General features: G+C 64.8%; 16 protein-coding genes and 1 tRNA gene. 4 read left to right on the forward strand and 13 right to left on the reverse strand.

All coding sequences use genetic code 11. From position 1 onward, the window contains the following. The first annotated feature begins 71 nt into the window (after positions 1–71). A complete protein-coding gene (locus ACUCV0_RS20125) occupies positions 72–1,358 on the forward strand; it encodes a putative porin (protein ID WP_454253684.1) in 1,287 nt (428 codons plus the stop codon). A gap of 168 nt (positions 1,359–1,526) precedes the next feature. On the opposite strand, the gene ACUCV0_RS20130 is transcribed toward ACUCV0_RS20125, so the two are convergent. The 8 genes from ACUCV0_RS20130 to ACUCV0_RS20165 all read right to left on the reverse strand — a co-directional run bounded on the left by ACUCV0_RS20130 (position 1,527) and on the right by ACUCV0_RS20165 (position 9,749). Further along, entirely contained in the window at positions 1,527–1,814 is a 288-nt protein-coding gene (locus ACUCV0_RS20130; protein WP_271652988.1) for a DUF2845 domain-containing protein, read from the reverse strand. A gap of 44 nt (positions 1,815–1,858) precedes the next feature. Beyond that, positions 1,859–2,440, reverse strand: coding sequence for a DNA-3-methyladenine glycosylase (locus tag ACUCV0_RS20135; RefSeq protein ID WP_482213498.1), 582 nt, complete (start codon positions 2,438–2,440; stop codon positions 1,859–1,861). Then, on the reverse strand, positions 2,437–4,236 hold the full coding sequence (locus tag ACUCV0_RS20140) for a glycoside hydrolase family 15 protein (protein WP_482213499.1): 1,800 nt from the start codon (positions 4,234–4,236) through the stop codon (positions 2,437–2,439). Before ACUCV0_RS20140 ends, ACUCV0_RS20135 begins: the two co-directional genes overlap by 4 nt. Before the next feature lie 5 nt (positions 4,237–4,241). Continuing rightward, complete coding sequence (locus tag ACUCV0_RS20145) at positions 4,242–5,135, reverse strand: SDR family oxidoreductase (RefSeq protein WP_313648537.1); 894 nt, start codon at positions 5,133–5,135, stop codon at positions 4,242–4,244. A gap of 343 nt (positions 5,136–5,478) precedes the next feature. Continuing rightward, entirely contained in the window at positions 5,479–5,733 is a 255-nt protein-coding gene (locus tag ACUCV0_RS20150) for a hypothetical protein (RefSeq protein WP_064308103.1), read from the reverse strand. A 164-nt stretch (positions 5,734–5,897) separates the two neighbouring features. Continuing rightward, complete coding sequence (locus tag ACUCV0_RS20155; RefSeq protein ID WP_313648536.1) at positions 5,898–7,538, reverse strand: methyl-accepting chemotaxis protein; 1,641 nt, start codon at positions 7,536–7,538, stop codon at positions 5,898–5,900. 130 nt (positions 7,539–7,668) lie between these two features. Next, positions 7,669–8,610: a Gfo/Idh/MocA family protein gene (locus tag ACUCV0_RS20160; protein ID WP_482213500.1), complete on the reverse strand. Its 942-nt coding sequence runs from the start codon at positions 8,608–8,610 to the stop codon at positions 7,669–7,671. A gap of 65 nt (positions 8,611–8,675) precedes the next feature. Next, positions 8,676–9,749 carry a saccharopine dehydrogenase family protein gene (locus ACUCV0_RS20165; protein WP_482213501.1) on the reverse strand — a complete coding sequence of 358 codons (1,074 nt, stop codon included), beginning with the start codon at positions 9,747–9,749 and terminating at the stop codon, positions 8,676–8,678. Positions 9,750–10,025: 276 nt separating this feature from the next. Between ACUCV0_RS20165 and ACUCV0_RS20170 the strand changes: the two genes are divergently transcribed. After that, the gene (locus ACUCV0_RS20170) at positions 10,026–11,360 is read left to right on the forward strand and encodes a hypothetical protein (RefSeq protein WP_482213502.1); all 1,335 of its coding nucleotides are present in this window, start codon (positions 10,026–10,028) and stop codon (positions 11,358–11,360) included. A gap of 33 nt (positions 11,361–11,393) precedes the next feature. Here the strand turns inward: ACUCV0_RS20170 and ACUCV0_RS20175 are convergent, their stop codons facing one another. Continuing rightward, positions 11,394–12,455 carry a PQQ-dependent sugar dehydrogenase gene (locus ACUCV0_RS20175; RefSeq protein ID WP_482213503.1) on the reverse strand — a complete coding sequence of 354 codons (1,062 nt, stop codon included), beginning with the start codon at positions 12,453–12,455 and terminating at the stop codon, positions 11,394–11,396. 130 nt (positions 12,456–12,585) lie between these two features. On the opposite strand from ACUCV0_RS20175, the gene ACUCV0_RS20180 reads away from it, so the two are divergent. Then, positions 12,586–13,056: a hypothetical protein gene (locus ACUCV0_RS20180; protein ID WP_482213504.1), complete on the forward strand. Its 471-nt coding sequence runs from the start codon at positions 12,586–12,588 to the stop codon at positions 13,054–13,056. 10 nt (positions 13,057–13,066) lie between these two features. Here the strand turns inward: ACUCV0_RS20180 and sugE are convergent, their stop codons facing one another. From sugE to ACUCV0_RS20200, 4 genes are all read right to left on the reverse strand, one after another. Further along, a complete protein-coding gene (gene sugE / locus ACUCV0_RS20185) occupies positions 13,067–13,384 on the reverse strand; it encodes a quaternary ammonium compound efflux SMR transporter SugE (protein WP_059316140.1) in 318 nt (105 codons plus the stop codon). A 167-nt stretch (positions 13,385–13,551) separates the two neighbouring features. Further along, a complete protein-coding gene (locus tag ACUCV0_RS20190; protein WP_482213505.1) occupies positions 13,552–13,947 on the reverse strand; it encodes a hypothetical protein in 396 nt (131 codons plus the stop codon). A gap of 137 nt (positions 13,948–14,084) precedes the next feature. Beyond that, positions 14,085–14,315 carry a hypothetical protein gene (locus ACUCV0_RS20195; protein ID WP_271652978.1) on the reverse strand — a complete coding sequence of 77 codons (231 nt, stop codon included), beginning with the start codon at positions 14,313–14,315 and terminating at the stop codon, positions 14,085–14,087. A gap of 278 nt (positions 14,316–14,593) precedes the next feature. Then, a tRNA-Arg gene (locus ACUCV0_RS20200) sits at positions 14,594–14,670 on the reverse strand. A 342-nt stretch (positions 14,671–15,012) separates the two neighbouring features. Between ACUCV0_RS20200 and ACUCV0_RS20205 the strand changes: the two genes are divergently transcribed. After that, on the forward strand, positions 15,013–15,375 hold a 363-nt coding region (locus tag ACUCV0_RS20205; protein WP_482213506.1), incomplete at its 3' end, for an aldehyde dehydrogenase family protein.

Genomic DNA, 15,375 nt, shown 5'->3' on the forward strand with positions numbered 1-15,375 from the left:
CTGACCCAGCTTTGTGACGGGCTGCACCGCCAGCCACTACCGCCTGGATTGTCTTGAAAGGAGATCTGCCGATGTCTGTTAACCCTTATCGATTCACGGCGCTGTTCTCGGGCGTGCTCCTGGCTACCTGCTCGGCCGCCGCGAGTGCCGCTGTCGATGAGAAGCTGCTCGACATGCTCAAGGCCAATGGCTCCATCACCTCGGCCCAATACAGCGAATTGCGCGGCGACCTGCAGCAGGAGCAGCAGGCGCGTGCCGCCCAGGTTGCCCAGCAGCAGAAGACCTCCGACTTCGAGAAGAAGCTGGCCTGGGCCGCCAAGACCCAGATCAAGGGCGACGTGCGGGTGCGCCACGAGAGCATCGACATCAGCGGCGAGCCGGACAACGGCCGCGACCGTGACCGCCAGCGTATCCGCGCGCGGCTGGGTGCCTACAGCGAGATCAATCCGCAGGTGAACACTGGCATCCGCATCGCCACCGGCGGTGGCGACGACGCCCGCTCCACCAACCAGGACCTGAACAACTACTTCAACAAGAAGCAGCTCTGGCTGGATCAGGCCTATATCGACTACCACCCCACGGCAGTGCCGAATCTGCACCTGGTGGGCGGCAAGATGGGCCAGCAGTGGGTCAGCACCGGCGACGTCATCTGGGACGCCGACATCAACCCCGAAGGCCTGGCCGGCACCTACAAGTACGACCTGGGAGGGGGCGCCGAGCTGTTCGGCAGCACAGGCTATTATGTGCTCAAGGACAACGTCGACGGCGAAGGCTATGAATTCAAGCATGACCTGCGCCTCTACGCCGGCCAGCTGGGTAGCCGCTTCAACCTGGGCGATGCCGCCAAGCTGATGGTGGGCGGCAGTGTCTATGCCTACGACAAGGAGCAGGACAGCGCCTGCCCGACCACCGGTTCGGTTACGGCGCCCTGCGCCCTGGCGGTGAATGGCAACACCACCGACCGCTTCCAGCTCTACGAGGGCTTCGCCCAGCTGGACCTGACCAAGCTGTGGGTGCCGCTGTCCTTCTATGGCCAGTACGTGGTCAACGACAAGGCCGACGACGGCGAGGACACCGCCTGGCTGGTGGGCGCCAAAACCAAGCTGATGCAGCGGGTCGGGCTGGAATACAACTACCGCGATGTCCAGCGCAACGCCGTGGTGGGCGCCTTCACCGACTCCGACTTCGGCAATGGCTCGACCGGTGCGCGTGGGCACAAGCTCAAGCTCGGCTACGAGATCGACAAGAACTTCGGCGTTGGCCTGACCTACTTCCTCGCCGAGTCCGACACCGCCAGCCGCTTCCGCAACGATGCTGACGTGAAGACCCTGCAGCTGGACCTGGAAGCCAAGTTCTAACCACGGCCCTAGGTCGTGCTCCGCTTGAACCGCCCTCGGGCGGTTCTTTTTTGCCAGCCGTAAAAGTAAAAGGCTGTTGGGCTTCGCTGCGCTCAACCCAACCTACGCCTGAGCCGCTCTGCCCCTCTCCCTCTGGGAGAGGGTTGGGGTGAGGGAAGCTCCCGTCCACTACCGCTCGACCCTGATCTCTACCAGCTTGCCATCGATGAACCTGAGGTGACGCGAGGCGCCGTTCTCCGGGCCATAGGTCCAGAATTGGGTCTCGGCTGCATTGAATTTGGGTACCTGGTTGTTGCGCAGGGCAGGGGGATTGACCTTGCGCTCGGCCGGGGCCCCGCAGGCGGCCAGGACCTGCTCGACGCTGTCGCCTTCTTCGACGAGGTTCTGCCCACAGCGCAGGCTGGCCTGGGTAAGGGACGGCAGTAGCAGGGCAAGCAGCAGGTAGCGAGGGCGCATCAGGCCTCCAGGCGAGCAACACAGCAGTGGCCGTTGTCTTGAGCCTAGCCGTTGTTTCGTACCGATGCTGCCGTGGCGAAACCACGACTCAGGTAGCGTGAGCCGGCCAGGCCGAAACGCCAGGGCACTTCGCGGGCACGGGTGATGCCAATGCGGGGGCCTTCGACTACCACCACGTCTGCGGTAGCTGACTCCAGTTGGAAGGGCGGTGCGTCCAGCGGCAAGCCATCGTGGCTGCCATCGATGCCCAGCGCCTGGCAGAGACGACCGGGACCGGCGCAGAGCAGACGGTCGGCTAGCCCACCACGCCGCTCGCGCATGGTCTCCAAGCCCCACAAGGGCTCCAGTGCGCGGATCAGGACGCCGGCACCGTGGCCCGTTTCGCGGCAGACCAGATTGAAGCACCAATGGATGCCATAGGAGCGATAGACATAGGCATGCCCAGACGGACCGAACATGGCCTTGTTGCGCGGCGTGGGACCGGAAAAGCTGTGTGAGGCCGGATCTTCGCCGTCATAGGCCTCGGTCTCGACGATGAGGCCGCCCACGCCTTCGACCCTGAGCGTCGCACCGATCAGTTGCCGAGCGACGTCCTCCACCGGTCGATCGAAGTCCAGGGTCGTCATGCCTCGGGCTCCGGTGCTTCCAGGATCAGCGCCGCATGCACCATGGCCAAATGACTCAGGCCCTGGGGGAAGTTGCCCAGGGCCGCGCCGTCACGGGGATCACGCATCTCGGTCATCAGGCCGACACCATTGAGACTGGCAGCCAGGACTTCACGCATCAGGATACGCGCCTGATCCACCTCGCCCAGCACGGCATAGGCCTCGACCATCCAGTAGGAACAGGCCAGGAAAGCACCTTCTTCCTGCTCGGCACCGCTGTAGCGATAGACCAGAGGTCCATGGGCCAACTCGCGGCGGATGGCCGCCAGGGTACTGACCGAACGTTCGCCGCCGTCAAAACCGAAGCGGATACCCAGCAGCAGCCCGGCATCCAGCCGCTCGGTACCGGCATAGAAGGTGTAGGCCTGCTTGCGTTCGCTCCAGCAGTGTTCGTTGACCCAGTCGCGGATGCGGTCACGCTCGCGCGCCCAGCGACCGCACATGGCGTCGGGGATATGGCCATCGCGGGCCAGGGTCACGGCGCGGTCCAGGGCGAACCAGCAGCCCAGCTTGGACAGGGTGTAGTGGCGCTCCTCGGGCAACTCCCACATGCCAGCGTCCGGTTGCCGCCAGCCATCGGCGCAGAGATTGGCCAGGTCGGTGAGCAAGCTGGCGGTGGCGAAGTCCAGCACATGACCCTTGCTCGCATAGAGACGGAAGGTCTCCAGCAGATCGCCATAGAGACTTAGCTGACACTGGGCGCTGGCACGATTGCCGACGCGCACTGGCTGGGAGTCGCGATAGCCAGGAACCGGGATGATGCGTTCCTCGGGGGCCAGTTCGCCTTCCAGCGTGAAGCAAGTGTGCAGGCGATTGCCGTGGCGGCGGATGACGTTCTGAATCCAGGCCAGGGCCGCCTGGGCCTCGCCGAGGGCACCCAGGCGCAGGAAGGCCTTGATGGTAAAGACCGCATCGCGCACCCAGGCATAGCGATACTCGTAATTCTTGTCGCCGCCGATGCGCTCCGGCAGCGAGGTGGTAGCCGCGGCGACGATGGCGCCCGTGGGCGAGTAGAGCAGCAGCTTGAGGGCCAGCGCCGAGCGCTTCACCTCGCTGAGGAATTCGCCCTGGTAGGCGAAACCCTGGGCCCATTCACGCCAGGCCTGGTCGCTGCGGTCGATACGCTGGTCAACCTCCTCCAGCGTAGGCACTACCAAAGGCTCGTTTTCGGTCGCGGTCAGCGCCAGGACACTGCGCTGGCCCGCTTCCAATACCAGCCGCGCCACCAGTCGGCGGTCATCGCATTCGAGGATTTCCAGCCGCTCGCAATAACGCAGGGTCGCCATGACGCCGTCGACGTGCATGACTTCGCCATTGGGCGTGCTGCGCATCCAGGGCGACACGGTCTGGCCCTGGGTGCCGGGCACCAGTTCGATACGCAGCTCGACCCGTCCGGACAGGCCCTCGACCCGGCGACCCAATTCGCACCAGGGCAGGCGGCCGGCCGAACCGCTGTTGAGCGACTCGGTCAGGCGCACGCTGCCATCGGCGGTATGGAAGCAGGTTTCCAGCACATTGCTGTCCTGGCGATAGGCCCGCTCGACGCGGTAGTCGGCAACCGGGGTGATCGTGAAGAAACCGCCAGCGGGGGCGTCCAGCAGGCGGTCGAACAGTGGGGCGGAGTCCATGTTGGGCACGCACCACCAGTCCAGCGAGCCGTCCGGCGCCACCAGGGCGACCGAACGACCGTCGGAAAGGGCAGCGTAGCCCGCCAGGGGCGCGTAGCCGTCCTGGCGAACTGGATCGAAGACCGCCATGGCCGTCAGCCCATGCCTCCGGTAGCGCCATAGACCTCACCGGTCACATAGCTCGATTCCTGGGAGGCCAGCAGCACATAGATGGGTGCCAGTTCCGCCGGTTGGCCAGGACGCTTGAACACCGTCTCGCCACCAAAGGTGGGGATCTTCTCCTGGGGCTGGCCACCGCTGGGCTGCAGCGGCGTCCAGAAGGGGCCGGGCGCTACGGCGTTGACACGAATGCCCTTGGCGGCGACCTGCTTGGCCAGGCCCTTGGTGAAGTTGGTGATGGCCGCCTTGGTGGACGCGTAGTCCAGCAGGAACTCCGAGGGCTGGGTGGCCTGGATCGAGGTGGTGTTGATGATGGCGGCGCCAGCCGGCAGGTGCGGCAGCGCGGCCTTGCACAGCCAGAACAGGGCGTAGACGTTGGTCTTGTAGGTGGCATCGAACTGCTCGGTGGTCAGTTCGGCGATGTCTTGCACCGCAGTCTGCTTGCCGGCCACGTTGACCAGGATGTCGAGACCGCCGAGGGCCTCCTTGGCCTTGCTCACCAGCTGGGTACAGAAGGCTTCGTCCTTCAGGTCACCGGGCACGCAGACCACCTTGCGCCCTTCGGCTTCCACCAGCTTCACCACTTCCTGGGCGTCAGCCTCTTCCTCGGGCAGGTAGTTGAGCACCAGATCCGCCCCTTCACGGGCATAGGCAATGGCAGTCGCCCGGCCAATTCCCGAATCTGCACCCGTGATCAGCGCCTTGCGGCCAGCCAGACGACCGAAGCCCTTGTAGCTGGTCTCGCCATGGTCGGGACGCGGCTGCATCACCTGCGCCAGGCCCGGTGCTTCCTGAGGCTGCTTGGGAAATTCCGGCTGGGGATACTGGGTAAGGGGGTTTTGCATGCTGTATTGGTTGTCGCTGGACATGACATCTCCTGAAGGGGCCAAGAAGGCGCCCGTTTGGCATCTTTTCGATGACGTTCAAGGAAATGGAGGGGCAAAGACCCGACGAGGTTCCCGCGATCAGCAGAGGATGTGTCGATGCAGGCAGATTTGATACTTGGCCTTACCCCGATACGCTTCCGGCGCGATCTAACGTCCAAGGGCGTGGAGAAAGGAGGGTCCTTTCGCGTATCGGAAATCCCAGCTGCACGAAGACCGCCTAGGTGGCCCTGCTGACCGGATGGCTGTCACGGTCTGGAGCTGGCTCTCAGCACGGGACCCAGCTGAGTCTGGTGGTGGCCTCGCTCACGCCGGACTGCCAAACGCTTCAGGCGTCGAGCGGCTCCAGGCGTAAGGCGACACCGGTGCGCTGCAGGGTGAGGATGTCCGCTTCGCGACAGCCGATCAGGCGACCTTCGGCGGTGCGCAGCTGATCGTCCTCCAGCTGAGCGTACGACTGCGGCTGCTTACCGTCGCCGGCGACCATGATGTAGAGCTGACCACGCAGCAACTGCCCGGCCAGACGCCCGTCGTCGAGGCCGATCAGGCGGTAACTTCGGCGGGCATCGTAGGTAAAGCGCATGGGAGCATCCATTCAGGTATTTCAGCTCAGAACGGCTCTGGCGCCCAATGTTCCCCTGGGCCGACCTGGGCAAGGCTCGTCAGCCCCTCTGAAGCGCAGCAAGCCCGCCACTCACCGAGATGAGGGCGGGTCGACCACTGGTCGGAAGTTTGCTGAACGATCGATCAATAACGGAATTGCGCGACCAGACCTTGGAAGGACGTCGCCAGGCGCGACAGCTCCTGACTGGACGCCGCGGTCTGCTGGGCACCGGTGGCGGTCTGGGTAGACAGGTCCTGGATGTTGACCAGATTGCGGTCCACTTCGCGAGCCACCTGGGCCTGCTCTTCGGCGGCGCTGGCGATCACCAGGTTGCGCTCCTCGATGCTGGCGATCCCGTTGGTGATGCGGTCCAGGGCTTCACCGGCACGGTTGGCGCGCTCCTGGGTATCGCCGGCCAGGGACTGGCTCTTGTGCATGGCGCTCACTGCCTCTTCGGCGCTGTCGCGCACGGCGCTCATCATGCGCTCGATCTCCCCGGTGGAGCCCTGGGTGCGATGGGCCAGGGCGCGGACCTCGTCCGCCACCACGGCGAAACCGCGACCCTGCTCGCCGGCGCGGGCGGCTTCGATGGCGGCGTTGAGCGCCAGCAGGTTGGTCTGCTCGGCGATGCCACGAATCACTTCCAGCACCTTGCCGATCTCGCGCACCTGGCCTTCCAGGGTCTGTACCTTCTGGGTGGAATCGGTGATCTCGCTGGTCATCACCGCCATGGCCTGGGCCGCCTGCTGCACCTGCTCGCGACCCTGCTGGGCCTCGCGACTGGTGTCCTGGGAGGCGGTCGAGGTGGAGGCGGCGTTGCGTGCTACCTCTTCGACGGCGGCGGTCATCTGGTTGACGGCGGTGGCGGCCTGCTGCACCTCGTCGTGCTGGCGAACCTGGCCCCGGGAGGTCTCCTCGGTCACGGCATGCAGTTCCTCGGCCGCCGCGGCGAGCTGGCTGGCGGCACCGGCCATCTGCTGCACGGTGTCCTTCAGGCTGCGCTGCATGCCGCCCAGGGCTTGCAGCAGCTGGCCCGCTTCGTCACGCCGGCTGCTCTGGATCGGCAGGGTCAGATCGCCTTGGGCGACACGCTCGGCGCTGGAAACGGCCTCGCGGATCGGTGCCACGATCAGGCGGGTAATGACGATGCCCAGCGCCAGGGCGCAGAGTGTGGCCAACAGCAGACCACCGGTGAGCGTCCAGAACGCCTTATCGTACGTGGTCTGCGCCTCAACACCGGCTTCGGCACTCTGCCGCTTGTTGGATTCCACCATGATCTTGAAAGAAGCCATGGTCTTGCGATAGCTGGGTTGCACCTGCTCGTTGAGCAACTGGTTGGCACCGGCTACGTCTTTGGCGGCCAGCCGGGCCAGTACGGCGTCGATGCCGGCCAGATAGGTTTTCCAATCACCCTCGTAGGCATCACCCGCGGCCTTTTCATCAGGCTCCAAGGGCGTGGCGCGATAGGCGGCGAAGGGTTTTTCGGCATCGGCCTGGTTGGAGCGCAGAGACGCGATGATGCGATCCTGCTCGGCCTGGGGCGCATTGGCATAGGCCATGGACATCAGGCGGAAGATGTCGCGGTTATGACCGATCACGTTGCTCTTGGCATCGTTGAGTTGAACGATGGAGCGCAGATTGTCATTCAGCAAGGTGCTCAGCAGCGCATTGAGGCTGTTGAGTCCACTCATGCCCGCTGCGCCTATGCCTAGGGTAATGAGCGTACAAAGACCAAAGGCCACGGCGAGTTTTTTCGCCAGCGCCAGATTGTTGAACCAGACCATTGGGAATTCCTTTCAGCGACGGGGATGCCAGCCGAACTGCGCCGGATGCCTCGCTATCGGCACCATCAGACTGACCTTTAACCCCTCCGGTCTCTCGGTAACGGTGGCCAACACGGCCTGGCCTGACGTTCTAGTCGCGTCCATAGAGGCGATCCAGCAGGCCGTTGGCCGCGAGGGCATCCTCCAGGCTGGCCAGCTCTGGACGCGGTTGACCGAGCAGCTGATCGAATACCGCCTGGGCGCCCTGGGGAACACCTGGTGCGATCGCCTCGGCCAGCACCTGACTCTCACCACTGGCCTCGTGCAGCAGCAGACGCCCAGCGGTGAGCTCCAGGGTGCCCGTGCTGCCATCCAGCCGGATGGCCAATCGCGGACCGCGCAGGGTGGCGCTGGCCCGCAGCTGGATCGGCAGGTCGCCGGCCCGGAGCAACGCCTCGCCGCCATGATCCAGGGGCCAGCGCGCATCGCGTTCCAGGCGGCAGTACTCGACCGTCAGGGATTCACCGGTCAGCCAGGCGCTGAAGTCCAGCAAATGCACGGCCAGGTCGCCAAAGGCGCCATAGCCCATGCGCGTCTCGTCCAGATGCGCCGGCCAGTCGCTTAGCCAGCCTTCCAGCAGACCCGGGTGGCCAGCCGTGAGCGACAGGTGGGAAAGGGTGCCGATGGCGCCAGCGCGAGCCAGCTGACGCAATTGCTGTAGGGCAGGGTCGGTACGCAGATAGAAGCCGCTGAAGCAGGAGCGCCCGGCGAGTTGCGCGGCCAGCGCCTTCGCGCGCGCAGCCGAGACGGCCAGGGGCTTTTCCACGAACAGATGGCGGGCGCGGGGGAGTAGCGCGGCTACCGCTGTTTCGTGATCCTCGATGGCCGTGGTGACGAAGGCCAGATCCACCTCGGGCAACTGGGCGAAATCGTCCAGCACCGGCAGACCATGGGGCGCGGCGAGACGCCGGGCGCGGGCAGGATCGCGTTCGCTAGCCACGGCCACTACCCGCACGCGCGGATCGGCCAGGCTGGTGTCCAGGTAGTCCTGGGCGTGGATCTGTTCGCAACCGACGATGGCGACGCTGAGCATGACGAGGGGTCCTCCAACGGAAACTGTTCCGTTATGGACCCCACATCGGCCGCTAAGCTTCCCGATCAGGCCGGCTGGTAGGCCTTGCCGAAGCGGTTGGCCAGGAAGGCGTCCATGTCCACCTGTTCCTGGGCAATGAAGCCGCGCTGCGGCAGCTTGCCTTCGCGGAACAGGTCCAGGGCGGTGCAGATGCCGGCGGCGGTGGTGATCTGGATGGCGCTGGTCAGGCGACCGTCGCGCTCGGCGGCAAAGATCTTGCGGCTGAACACCTCTTGCACCAGCTTGCCGCCGCGCATACCGCTGACGGTCACGAACACCAGCACCACGTCCTGCATGGTGGTCGGCACGGCGCCGCGCAGGATGTTCTTGAGCTGCTCCTGGTCGCCGGCCAGGCGCAGGTCTTCCAGCAGGAACTTCATCAGGTCGCGGTGACCCGGATAGCGCACGGTCTTGTAGTCCAGGGTTTCCACCTGGCCCTGCAGGGTCTCGCAGAGGGTACCCAGGCCGCCCGAGGTGTTGAAGGCCTCGTATTCCACGCCATCCAGGGAAAAATGCTCCAGGCCTTCCAGCGGCTGCACCAGTTGCAGCTCGCCGTTGCGCACGGCTTCGCAAGGGTGGCAGTACTCGTTGACCAGGCCGTCGACGCTCCAGGTCAGGTTGTACTTCAGGGCGTTGGTGGGAAATTCCGGCAGGGCACCGACGCGCATCTTCACCTCGCGCACGCTATCGAAGCGCTTGGCCAGGGAATGGGCGGCGATACCGATGAAGCCAGGCGCCAGACCGCACTGGGGCATGAAGGCATTGCTCGCGCCCTCGGCTAGTTGGCGGATGGTCTTGGTCGCCTTGACGTCTTCGGTCAGGTCGAAATAGTGGGTGTTGGTGGCCTTGGCCGCCTGGGCGACGGGAATCGCCAGATGGTAGGGCAGGGCGTTGAGTACCACGTCCTGATCATCCAGGGCCGCGGCCAGGGCACTGGCGTCGGACGTGTCCAGGCTGCGGGTCTGCACGCCCAGCGCCGCGATGGCCGCTAGGGCGCGCTCGTCACGATCCGCTACCGTCACCCGGTAGTCGCCACTGGCGTGCAGCAATTGCGAAATGGTGTAGCCGATGTGGCCGGCGCCGAGCAGGGTGACGTTCATGGCGGGATCCTCCGTGGTTAGAGGCTCCAGCTTAAAAAGGGGCACTGCCAGATGTGAGCGTCAGAGCGTCGAATCGTCGTGCTTTATTTGACGAAGCGTCATCATTTTCGTCGATTCGACAGAGTGCTGCATGTCCGCGCTGCTTTGCTTATCGCTCTAGTCGAAAGGCTGTCGAACACGCCACAGTAATCCGGACATAGGTCTGCACCACGTGGCGACGCCTTCTATAAGCCAGTGGTCGGCCGCAGTGGGTGGCCGCTTCAAGGAGGAAAGACCATGGTCGTGGACAACGCAGCGCGGGTGAACGCCTATTACTGGGGCGTGCTGGGCCGCGCCCCGGACGCGGAAGGCTTCCGTTTCTGGGTCGATAAAATGGACGCGGGACTCGGGGGCGAGCAACTGGTCCGCCTTTTCCTCAATGGCGCCGAACGCCTGCAAGCGCAACCGGCCGAGGAGAGCGCCAGCGCCTTCATCGACGGCTGCTACGGCGACCTGCTCGGACGCAGCGCCGATGCCGACGGCAAGGCCTTCTGGCTGGGCCGACTGGAGACCCTGGGCAGTACCCAGCAAGACGCCAGGGCAGCGGTCGTTGTCGAGATGATCGACTATCTAACTCGCCCGGATGGCCAGAGCGCCGACCAGCAGCTGTTCCAGACGCGCCTCGCGCAATGGGAACCGCTTACACCGGGTCTTGCCCTGCACGAGGACACCGGGGTGTCGGCCACTGACGGCATCACCCGCAACGGCCAGGTGGACGTGACCCTGCCGGAGGGCGTAAAGGAGTGGAATTACAGTCTGGATGGCGGAGCGAGTTGGACACCTGCTGAAGCTGGCTCTTCCGCCATTCAGCTTGCTCATGGTCACTATGAGACCGGGAGCGTCCAGATCAGCTATCTGGACGCCGGTGACGCCCATACGGTCGCGAACGAGACAAACTGGACCATCGACACCTATGGCGACGGTCTCTATCTGTTCACCCGGGGCCCGGCCATGGCCGACCTGCTGAAGTTCTATGCCTTTGGCCTTGAGCAAGTTGATCAGTGGCGCTACTCCAGTGATGGTGGTCAGACCTGGCAGCAGGGACAGCCTGATGGCCCGGTCCTCAGCGTAGGAGAGGGTTATTACCCGCAAGGCTCACTGGTGGTCGAGACCACGGACAAGGCCGGCAATGTATCGATCACTGCCTTCCCGCGGGACCTGACCGTCTATCCCACCGATATAACGCCACCTAGTCTGCTGCAGCTCAATCAGCACAGCTACTATCAGCCTGGATTCGATAGAAGCATCGGTTTCGTGTTCGACTCCAGTGTGCAACTGGGGCCACGCGATCTCTACGCCGACGAGCTTTTCCCCGGCAACTACCAGATCAATCCGGCCACTTTTGAACAGGCCTATCTCCTGGACGTGACCACTGGCGAGCAGATCGGCTTTACCAGCGCCCATTCCTTGCGTCCCACGCGCCAGATGCTGGACATCACCTTGGACCAGAGCCTTGAGCAGGGGCATCAGTACAGCCTCTATCTGCCCGATGGCTTCGTCTACGACCTCTATAACAACCCCATGCCCGAGCTGACCATACTGGGCGCCAACACCACCTTCATCGCTGCCTGATAGGGCAACCGGGGTCTCCCGCAGTGGCCCCTTCTACCCCGGCACCACCCGCAACAGCTGGCCGTCCTCGCCATCGGTCAGCAGCCACAGATTGCCGTCCGGCCCACTGCGCACATCTCTCAAACGCTGGTCCAACTCCCGGAACAGCACCTCCTGCTCACCGGGCACGCCGTTCACCAGCGGTATCCGCCGCACCGACTTCTCTCGCAGTGCCGCCACGAACAGGCTGCCGCGCCAGGCGGGAAAGCCCTGGCCGTCGTACCAAGTCATTCCGGCGGGCGCGATCGACGGCGTCCACTCCAGCAGCGGTGGGGTGATGCCCGGCAATTCGCGAAAGGGCGTGATGCGCGCGCCGGTGTAGTCCACGCCGCCGGTGGTCAGCGGCCAGCCATAGTTGGCACCGTTGTGGATCAAATTGAGTTCGTCGCCGCCCTTGGAGCCATGCTCGTGCTCGTACAGCGCCTGGCGCTCGGCCACCCAGACCAGACCCTGGGGATTGCGATGGCCGAGGCTGTAGATCTCCGGCAGGGCGCCGGGTCGCTTGACGAAGGGATTGTTTGCCGGCACCTGGCCGTCGCGGGTGATGCGCACGATCTTGCCCAGATGGGTATCCAGCCGCTGGGCGTCGGTGCGCTCGACATTGCCGTCGCCCAGGGCGATGGCCAGCGTCCCGTCGCCGAGCAGGGCCATCCGCGCCCCGAAGTGCTGACCGTAAGCCTTGGCCGGCTGGCTGGTGAACAGTGGCTGGACGTCCTGCAGGCGTCCGCCGTCCAGCCGCGCCCGCACCACCCGGAGATGATTGGCCTGCCGCGTGCCTGTCGCATAGGAGAGATAGATCAGTTGGTTGCGGGCGAAGTCCGGATCCGGCAGCACCTCGAACAGCCCAGCCTGGCCCTCGGTATAGAGTTCCGGTAATCCGGTTATAGCCTCCGCCTGTAGCCTGAACCGGCCTGTGCCGTCTGGCACCAGCAGTCGCAAACACCCGGCACCTTCGGTCAGGAGCGCCCGGCCATCGGGCAGGAAGGCCAGCGACCACGGTCTCTTGAGGCCGGTCGCCACCGTCTCGACGCGATAGGCCGGTGCTGCCAGGGTCATCGAACTCGCCAGCAGTCCCAGCAGCAGCGCCAGCCAGGTCCAGCGTCTGGAAGCTTTAGGTAACGCTTGAGAGCTACTCCACGCACCTGCCTTCGCTAGCATCAGCACCTCTCCAGGAGATCTTTCAGTCATGTCCCAACCGCTCTGGCGCGGCCTGTTGCAACCGCGCACCCTGCTGGCGTTCGCCGCGGCCCTGCTGCTGGCCACCGCCTGGGGCAGCCTGGTGCAGACCCAGTACAACCTGGCTGCGCTCCAGGGGCTTGGGCAACCGATAGACAGTGCCACTCGCTGGCGGACCTCCGTGCAGGACCTGCTCGGCTTCGGACCCGTCTACGCCGCCATCGTGCTCGCCGCTTGGTTACCAGCCTTTGCCGTGGCCTTCTGGTTCAGGCGCCGCAGCGGCGCTCATCGCACCTGGCTGCTGCCGCTGGCCAGTAGCGTCAGCGTGATCGTCGCCATCCGCCTGATCGATGCCTTCGCGCCCATGCCGGTGCTCATCTACGCCACCCGCACCCTGGAGGGTTTGCTGGCGATGGCCATGGGTGGCCTGCTTGGCGGGCTGCTGTTCAGCTGGCTGGCGCCCCCGAGGATTCAGCGCTAGAGGAGGGCGCTCAGGACGATGTCAGCTTCATCAGCACCAGACCGCTGACGATCAGCGCCGCAGCCAGGATACGCAGCGGACTCGCCGCCTCGCCCAGCACCAGGATACCGACCATGAAGGCGCCCACCGCGCCGATGCCGGTCCAGATGGTATAGGCAGTACCCAGCGGCAGGCTGCGCATGGATATCGACAGCAGCGCCACGCTGGCCACCATGGCGACCCCGGTGATGATCGTCGGTGTGAGACGGGTAAAGCCCGCGGACTGCTTCATGTAGAACGCCCAGACCACCTCGAGCAGCCCTGCGCACACCAGATAGAACCAAGCCAAAGACGGCCTCCTGTGAAACCGGGCCGTCCCGGAACGCGGCCCACCGATCGCCGGGGTCGTCCCCTGGGCTGGAAGAGAAGGGCGGCAAGGGTCCTTACCGCCTGATCGGCCCCGCTATCCTAGCCGTTCGAGCGGCGGTCTTTCGACCCGTCCTGGCTAGGCAGGGATCACTGCGCCGTACGTGGCTGGCAGATCTGCGCGGCGATCCCGTCGAATTCCCGATCGAAACTGGCCCGCTCGGCCGCGCTGAGAAAGCCTTGCTGCTGTACGAAGGCCTCGGTCTGGCTGCGCACCGCGGCGATGCGTTCGCTGAAGGCGGTCGCCTGCTCCTGACTGATCCGCCGCGCCTTGCGCGCCGTGCTCACATCCGCCAGCAGCACATTGGCCCGCATCGAGACATGCGCCTGCCGCGGATCCGTGATCGATCCGCCCAGTTCTCCCGGCACGGCGCGCTGCTCTGCCAGATTGCAGCTCGGCAGGCCGAGGTCGTCCTGCCGAACCGGCTCTCGGGTACAGGCGCCCAGGGCGAGGGGCAGCAGCAACAGGGGAATCAGAGATTTCATGCGGGTCTCCTCGGGAGTCCGTGGTGGAAACCTTGAGAGCCAGTGGCAGCGGCTTCGTTCACGGAAGGGCTCTGGAAAGGGACTTTGAAAAGGCTCCAAGGCAGAGAAACTGAGGCGCACCGGTCGCCGATCCAGACCTAATGGGCAATCTGGTCGCGCCGCTCCAGCCCGGCCAGCTGCAGACGGGCGCCGTCCGCCACCGGGCCTCTGTTGGCGGCGCTGGTTTCCAGTAGCGATTCGTGCAGACAGTGAGCCGCGGCCGCTAGCCCTGGCCGGATGGCGTGGCCAGCCTGGGCGAGGGCGGTGTCTTCGGTAAAGATCGGGGCGGCGAGAAAGAGGGTGACCGAGCTGGTCAGGAGGTATCTCATGCAGGCTTCCTTGCGAGGTGATCACCAGGGTGTCGGCATCCGGCCGGCTGGCTTCAACGGGTTCAACTCGGCAGAGCTTAGCCCAGGATCACGCTGACGACGATGGTGATGATCAGATAAATCAGGCCAATGGTCTGGCGAATTCCATTTCGCTAAGGCCTCTTCAGGTAAAGGCGAGCAGGCGTCACGCATGGGTATATCGGGAAGGGGCCGCCAGAAACGACAAAGCCCGCTCAATGGCGGGCTTTGTTGAGGTTCACGCGACGGTGAACGGAAGATGGCGCACTCGGCGGGATTCGAACCCACGACCCCTGCCTTCGGAGGGCAGTACTCTATCCAGCTGAGCTACGAGTGCAACGATTCGATGACGCTGAATCGGTCGCCATCATACTCACCTTGCATCGGACCGTCCATGCCCGGATGCACGATGTTGTTGATTTTGAACGACTGTTTCGCGGTGCGCGGCAGGGGCTGCATAAACAAGGAGGAGGGCGACGCGAAAACCTCGCCACTGCTCTTGCGCAGGGGTTCAGGATTCTCCTAGGATGCGTTCAATATTTCGAACGCCTGTGGCGCTTCGGACGTTCCTCTCGCGGGCACTGAACGGTGGCGACTCCAGCGTTTCCAAGCCTGACCCTATCGCAGGCGCAGGGGTGTCATGCCCTTGCTTCCGGCCCTTTCCATCAAGGAGACCGTAATGCAGCTCAAAGACGCTTCCCTGTTTCGCCAGCAAGCCTATGTCGACGGCGCCTGGATCGACGCCGACAGCGGTGCCACCGTCAGCGTGGACAACCCGGCCACCGGCGAGACCCTGGGCACCATTCCCAAGCTCGGCCGCGCCGAGACCAAGCGTGCCATCGACGCTGCCAACCGTGCGCTGCCGGCTTGGCGTGCGCTGACCGCCAAGGAGCGTTCGGCCAAGCTGCGGCGCTGGTACGAGCTGATGATCGAGAACCAGGATGACCTGGGCCGGCTGATGACCCTGGAGCAGGGCAAGCCGCTGGCCGAGGCCAAGGGCGAGATCGCCTACGCCGCCTCCTTCATCGAATGGTTCGCCGAG

This window comes from Pseudomonas sp. VMV1 (genome assembly GCF_056790235.1).

Excerpts from the sequence above, each read along its gene's own strand:
- ACUCV0_RS20125 (WP_454253684.1), top strand. The coding sequence starts at position 72 with ATGTCTGTTAACCCTTATCGATTCACGGCGCTGTTCTCGGGCGTGCTC.
- ACUCV0_RS20135 (WP_482213498.1), bottom strand. The coding sequence starts at position 2,440 with ATGACGACCCTGGACTTCGATCGACCGGTGGAGGACGTCGCTCGGCAA.
- ACUCV0_RS20170 (WP_482213502.1), top strand. The coding sequence starts at position 10,026 with ATGGTCGTGGACAACGCAGCGCGGGTGAACGCCTATTACTGGGGCGTG.
- ACUCV0_RS20190 (WP_482213505.1), bottom strand. The coding sequence starts at position 13,947 with ATGAAATCTCTGATTCCCCTGTTGCTGCTGCCCCTCGCCCTGGGCGCC.
- ACUCV0_RS20145 (WP_313648537.1), bottom strand. The coding sequence starts at position 5,135 with ATGTCCAGCGACAACCAATACAGCATGCAAAACCCCCTTACCCAGTAT.
- ACUCV0_RS20155 (WP_313648536.1), bottom strand. The coding sequence starts at position 7,538 with ATGGTCTGGTTCAACAATCTGGCGCTGGCGAAAAAACTCGCCGTGGCC.
- ACUCV0_RS20165 (WP_482213501.1), bottom strand. The coding sequence starts at position 9,749 with ATGAACGTCACCCTGCTCGGCGCCGGCCACATCGGCTACACCATTTCG.
- ACUCV0_RS20150 (WP_064308103.1), bottom strand. The coding sequence starts at position 5,733 with ATGCGCTTTACCTACGATGCCCGCCGAAGTTACCGCCTGATCGGCCTC.
- ACUCV0_RS20160 (WP_482213500.1), bottom strand. The coding sequence starts at position 8,610 with ATGCTCAGCGTCGCCATCGTCGGTTGCGAACAGATCCACGCCCAGGAC.
- ACUCV0_RS20175 (WP_482213503.1), bottom strand. The coding sequence starts at position 12,455 with ATGACCCTGGCAGCACCGGCCTATCGCGTCGAGACGGTGGCGACCGGC.
- ACUCV0_RS20180 (WP_482213504.1), top strand. The coding sequence starts at position 12,586 with ATGTCCCAACCGCTCTGGCGCGGCCTGTTGCAACCGCGCACCCTGCTG.
- ACUCV0_RS20130 (WP_271652988.1), bottom strand. The coding sequence starts at position 1,814 with ATGCGCCCTCGCTACCTGCTGCTTGCCCTGCTACTGCCGTCCCTTACC.
- ACUCV0_RS20195 (WP_271652978.1), bottom strand. The coding sequence starts at position 14,315 with ATGAGATACCTCCTGACCAGCTCGGTCACCCTCTTTCTCGCCGCCCCG.
- ACUCV0_RS20140 (WP_482213499.1), bottom strand. The coding sequence starts at position 4,236 with ATGGCGGTCTTCGATCCAGTTCGCCAGGACGGCTACGCGCCCCTGGCG.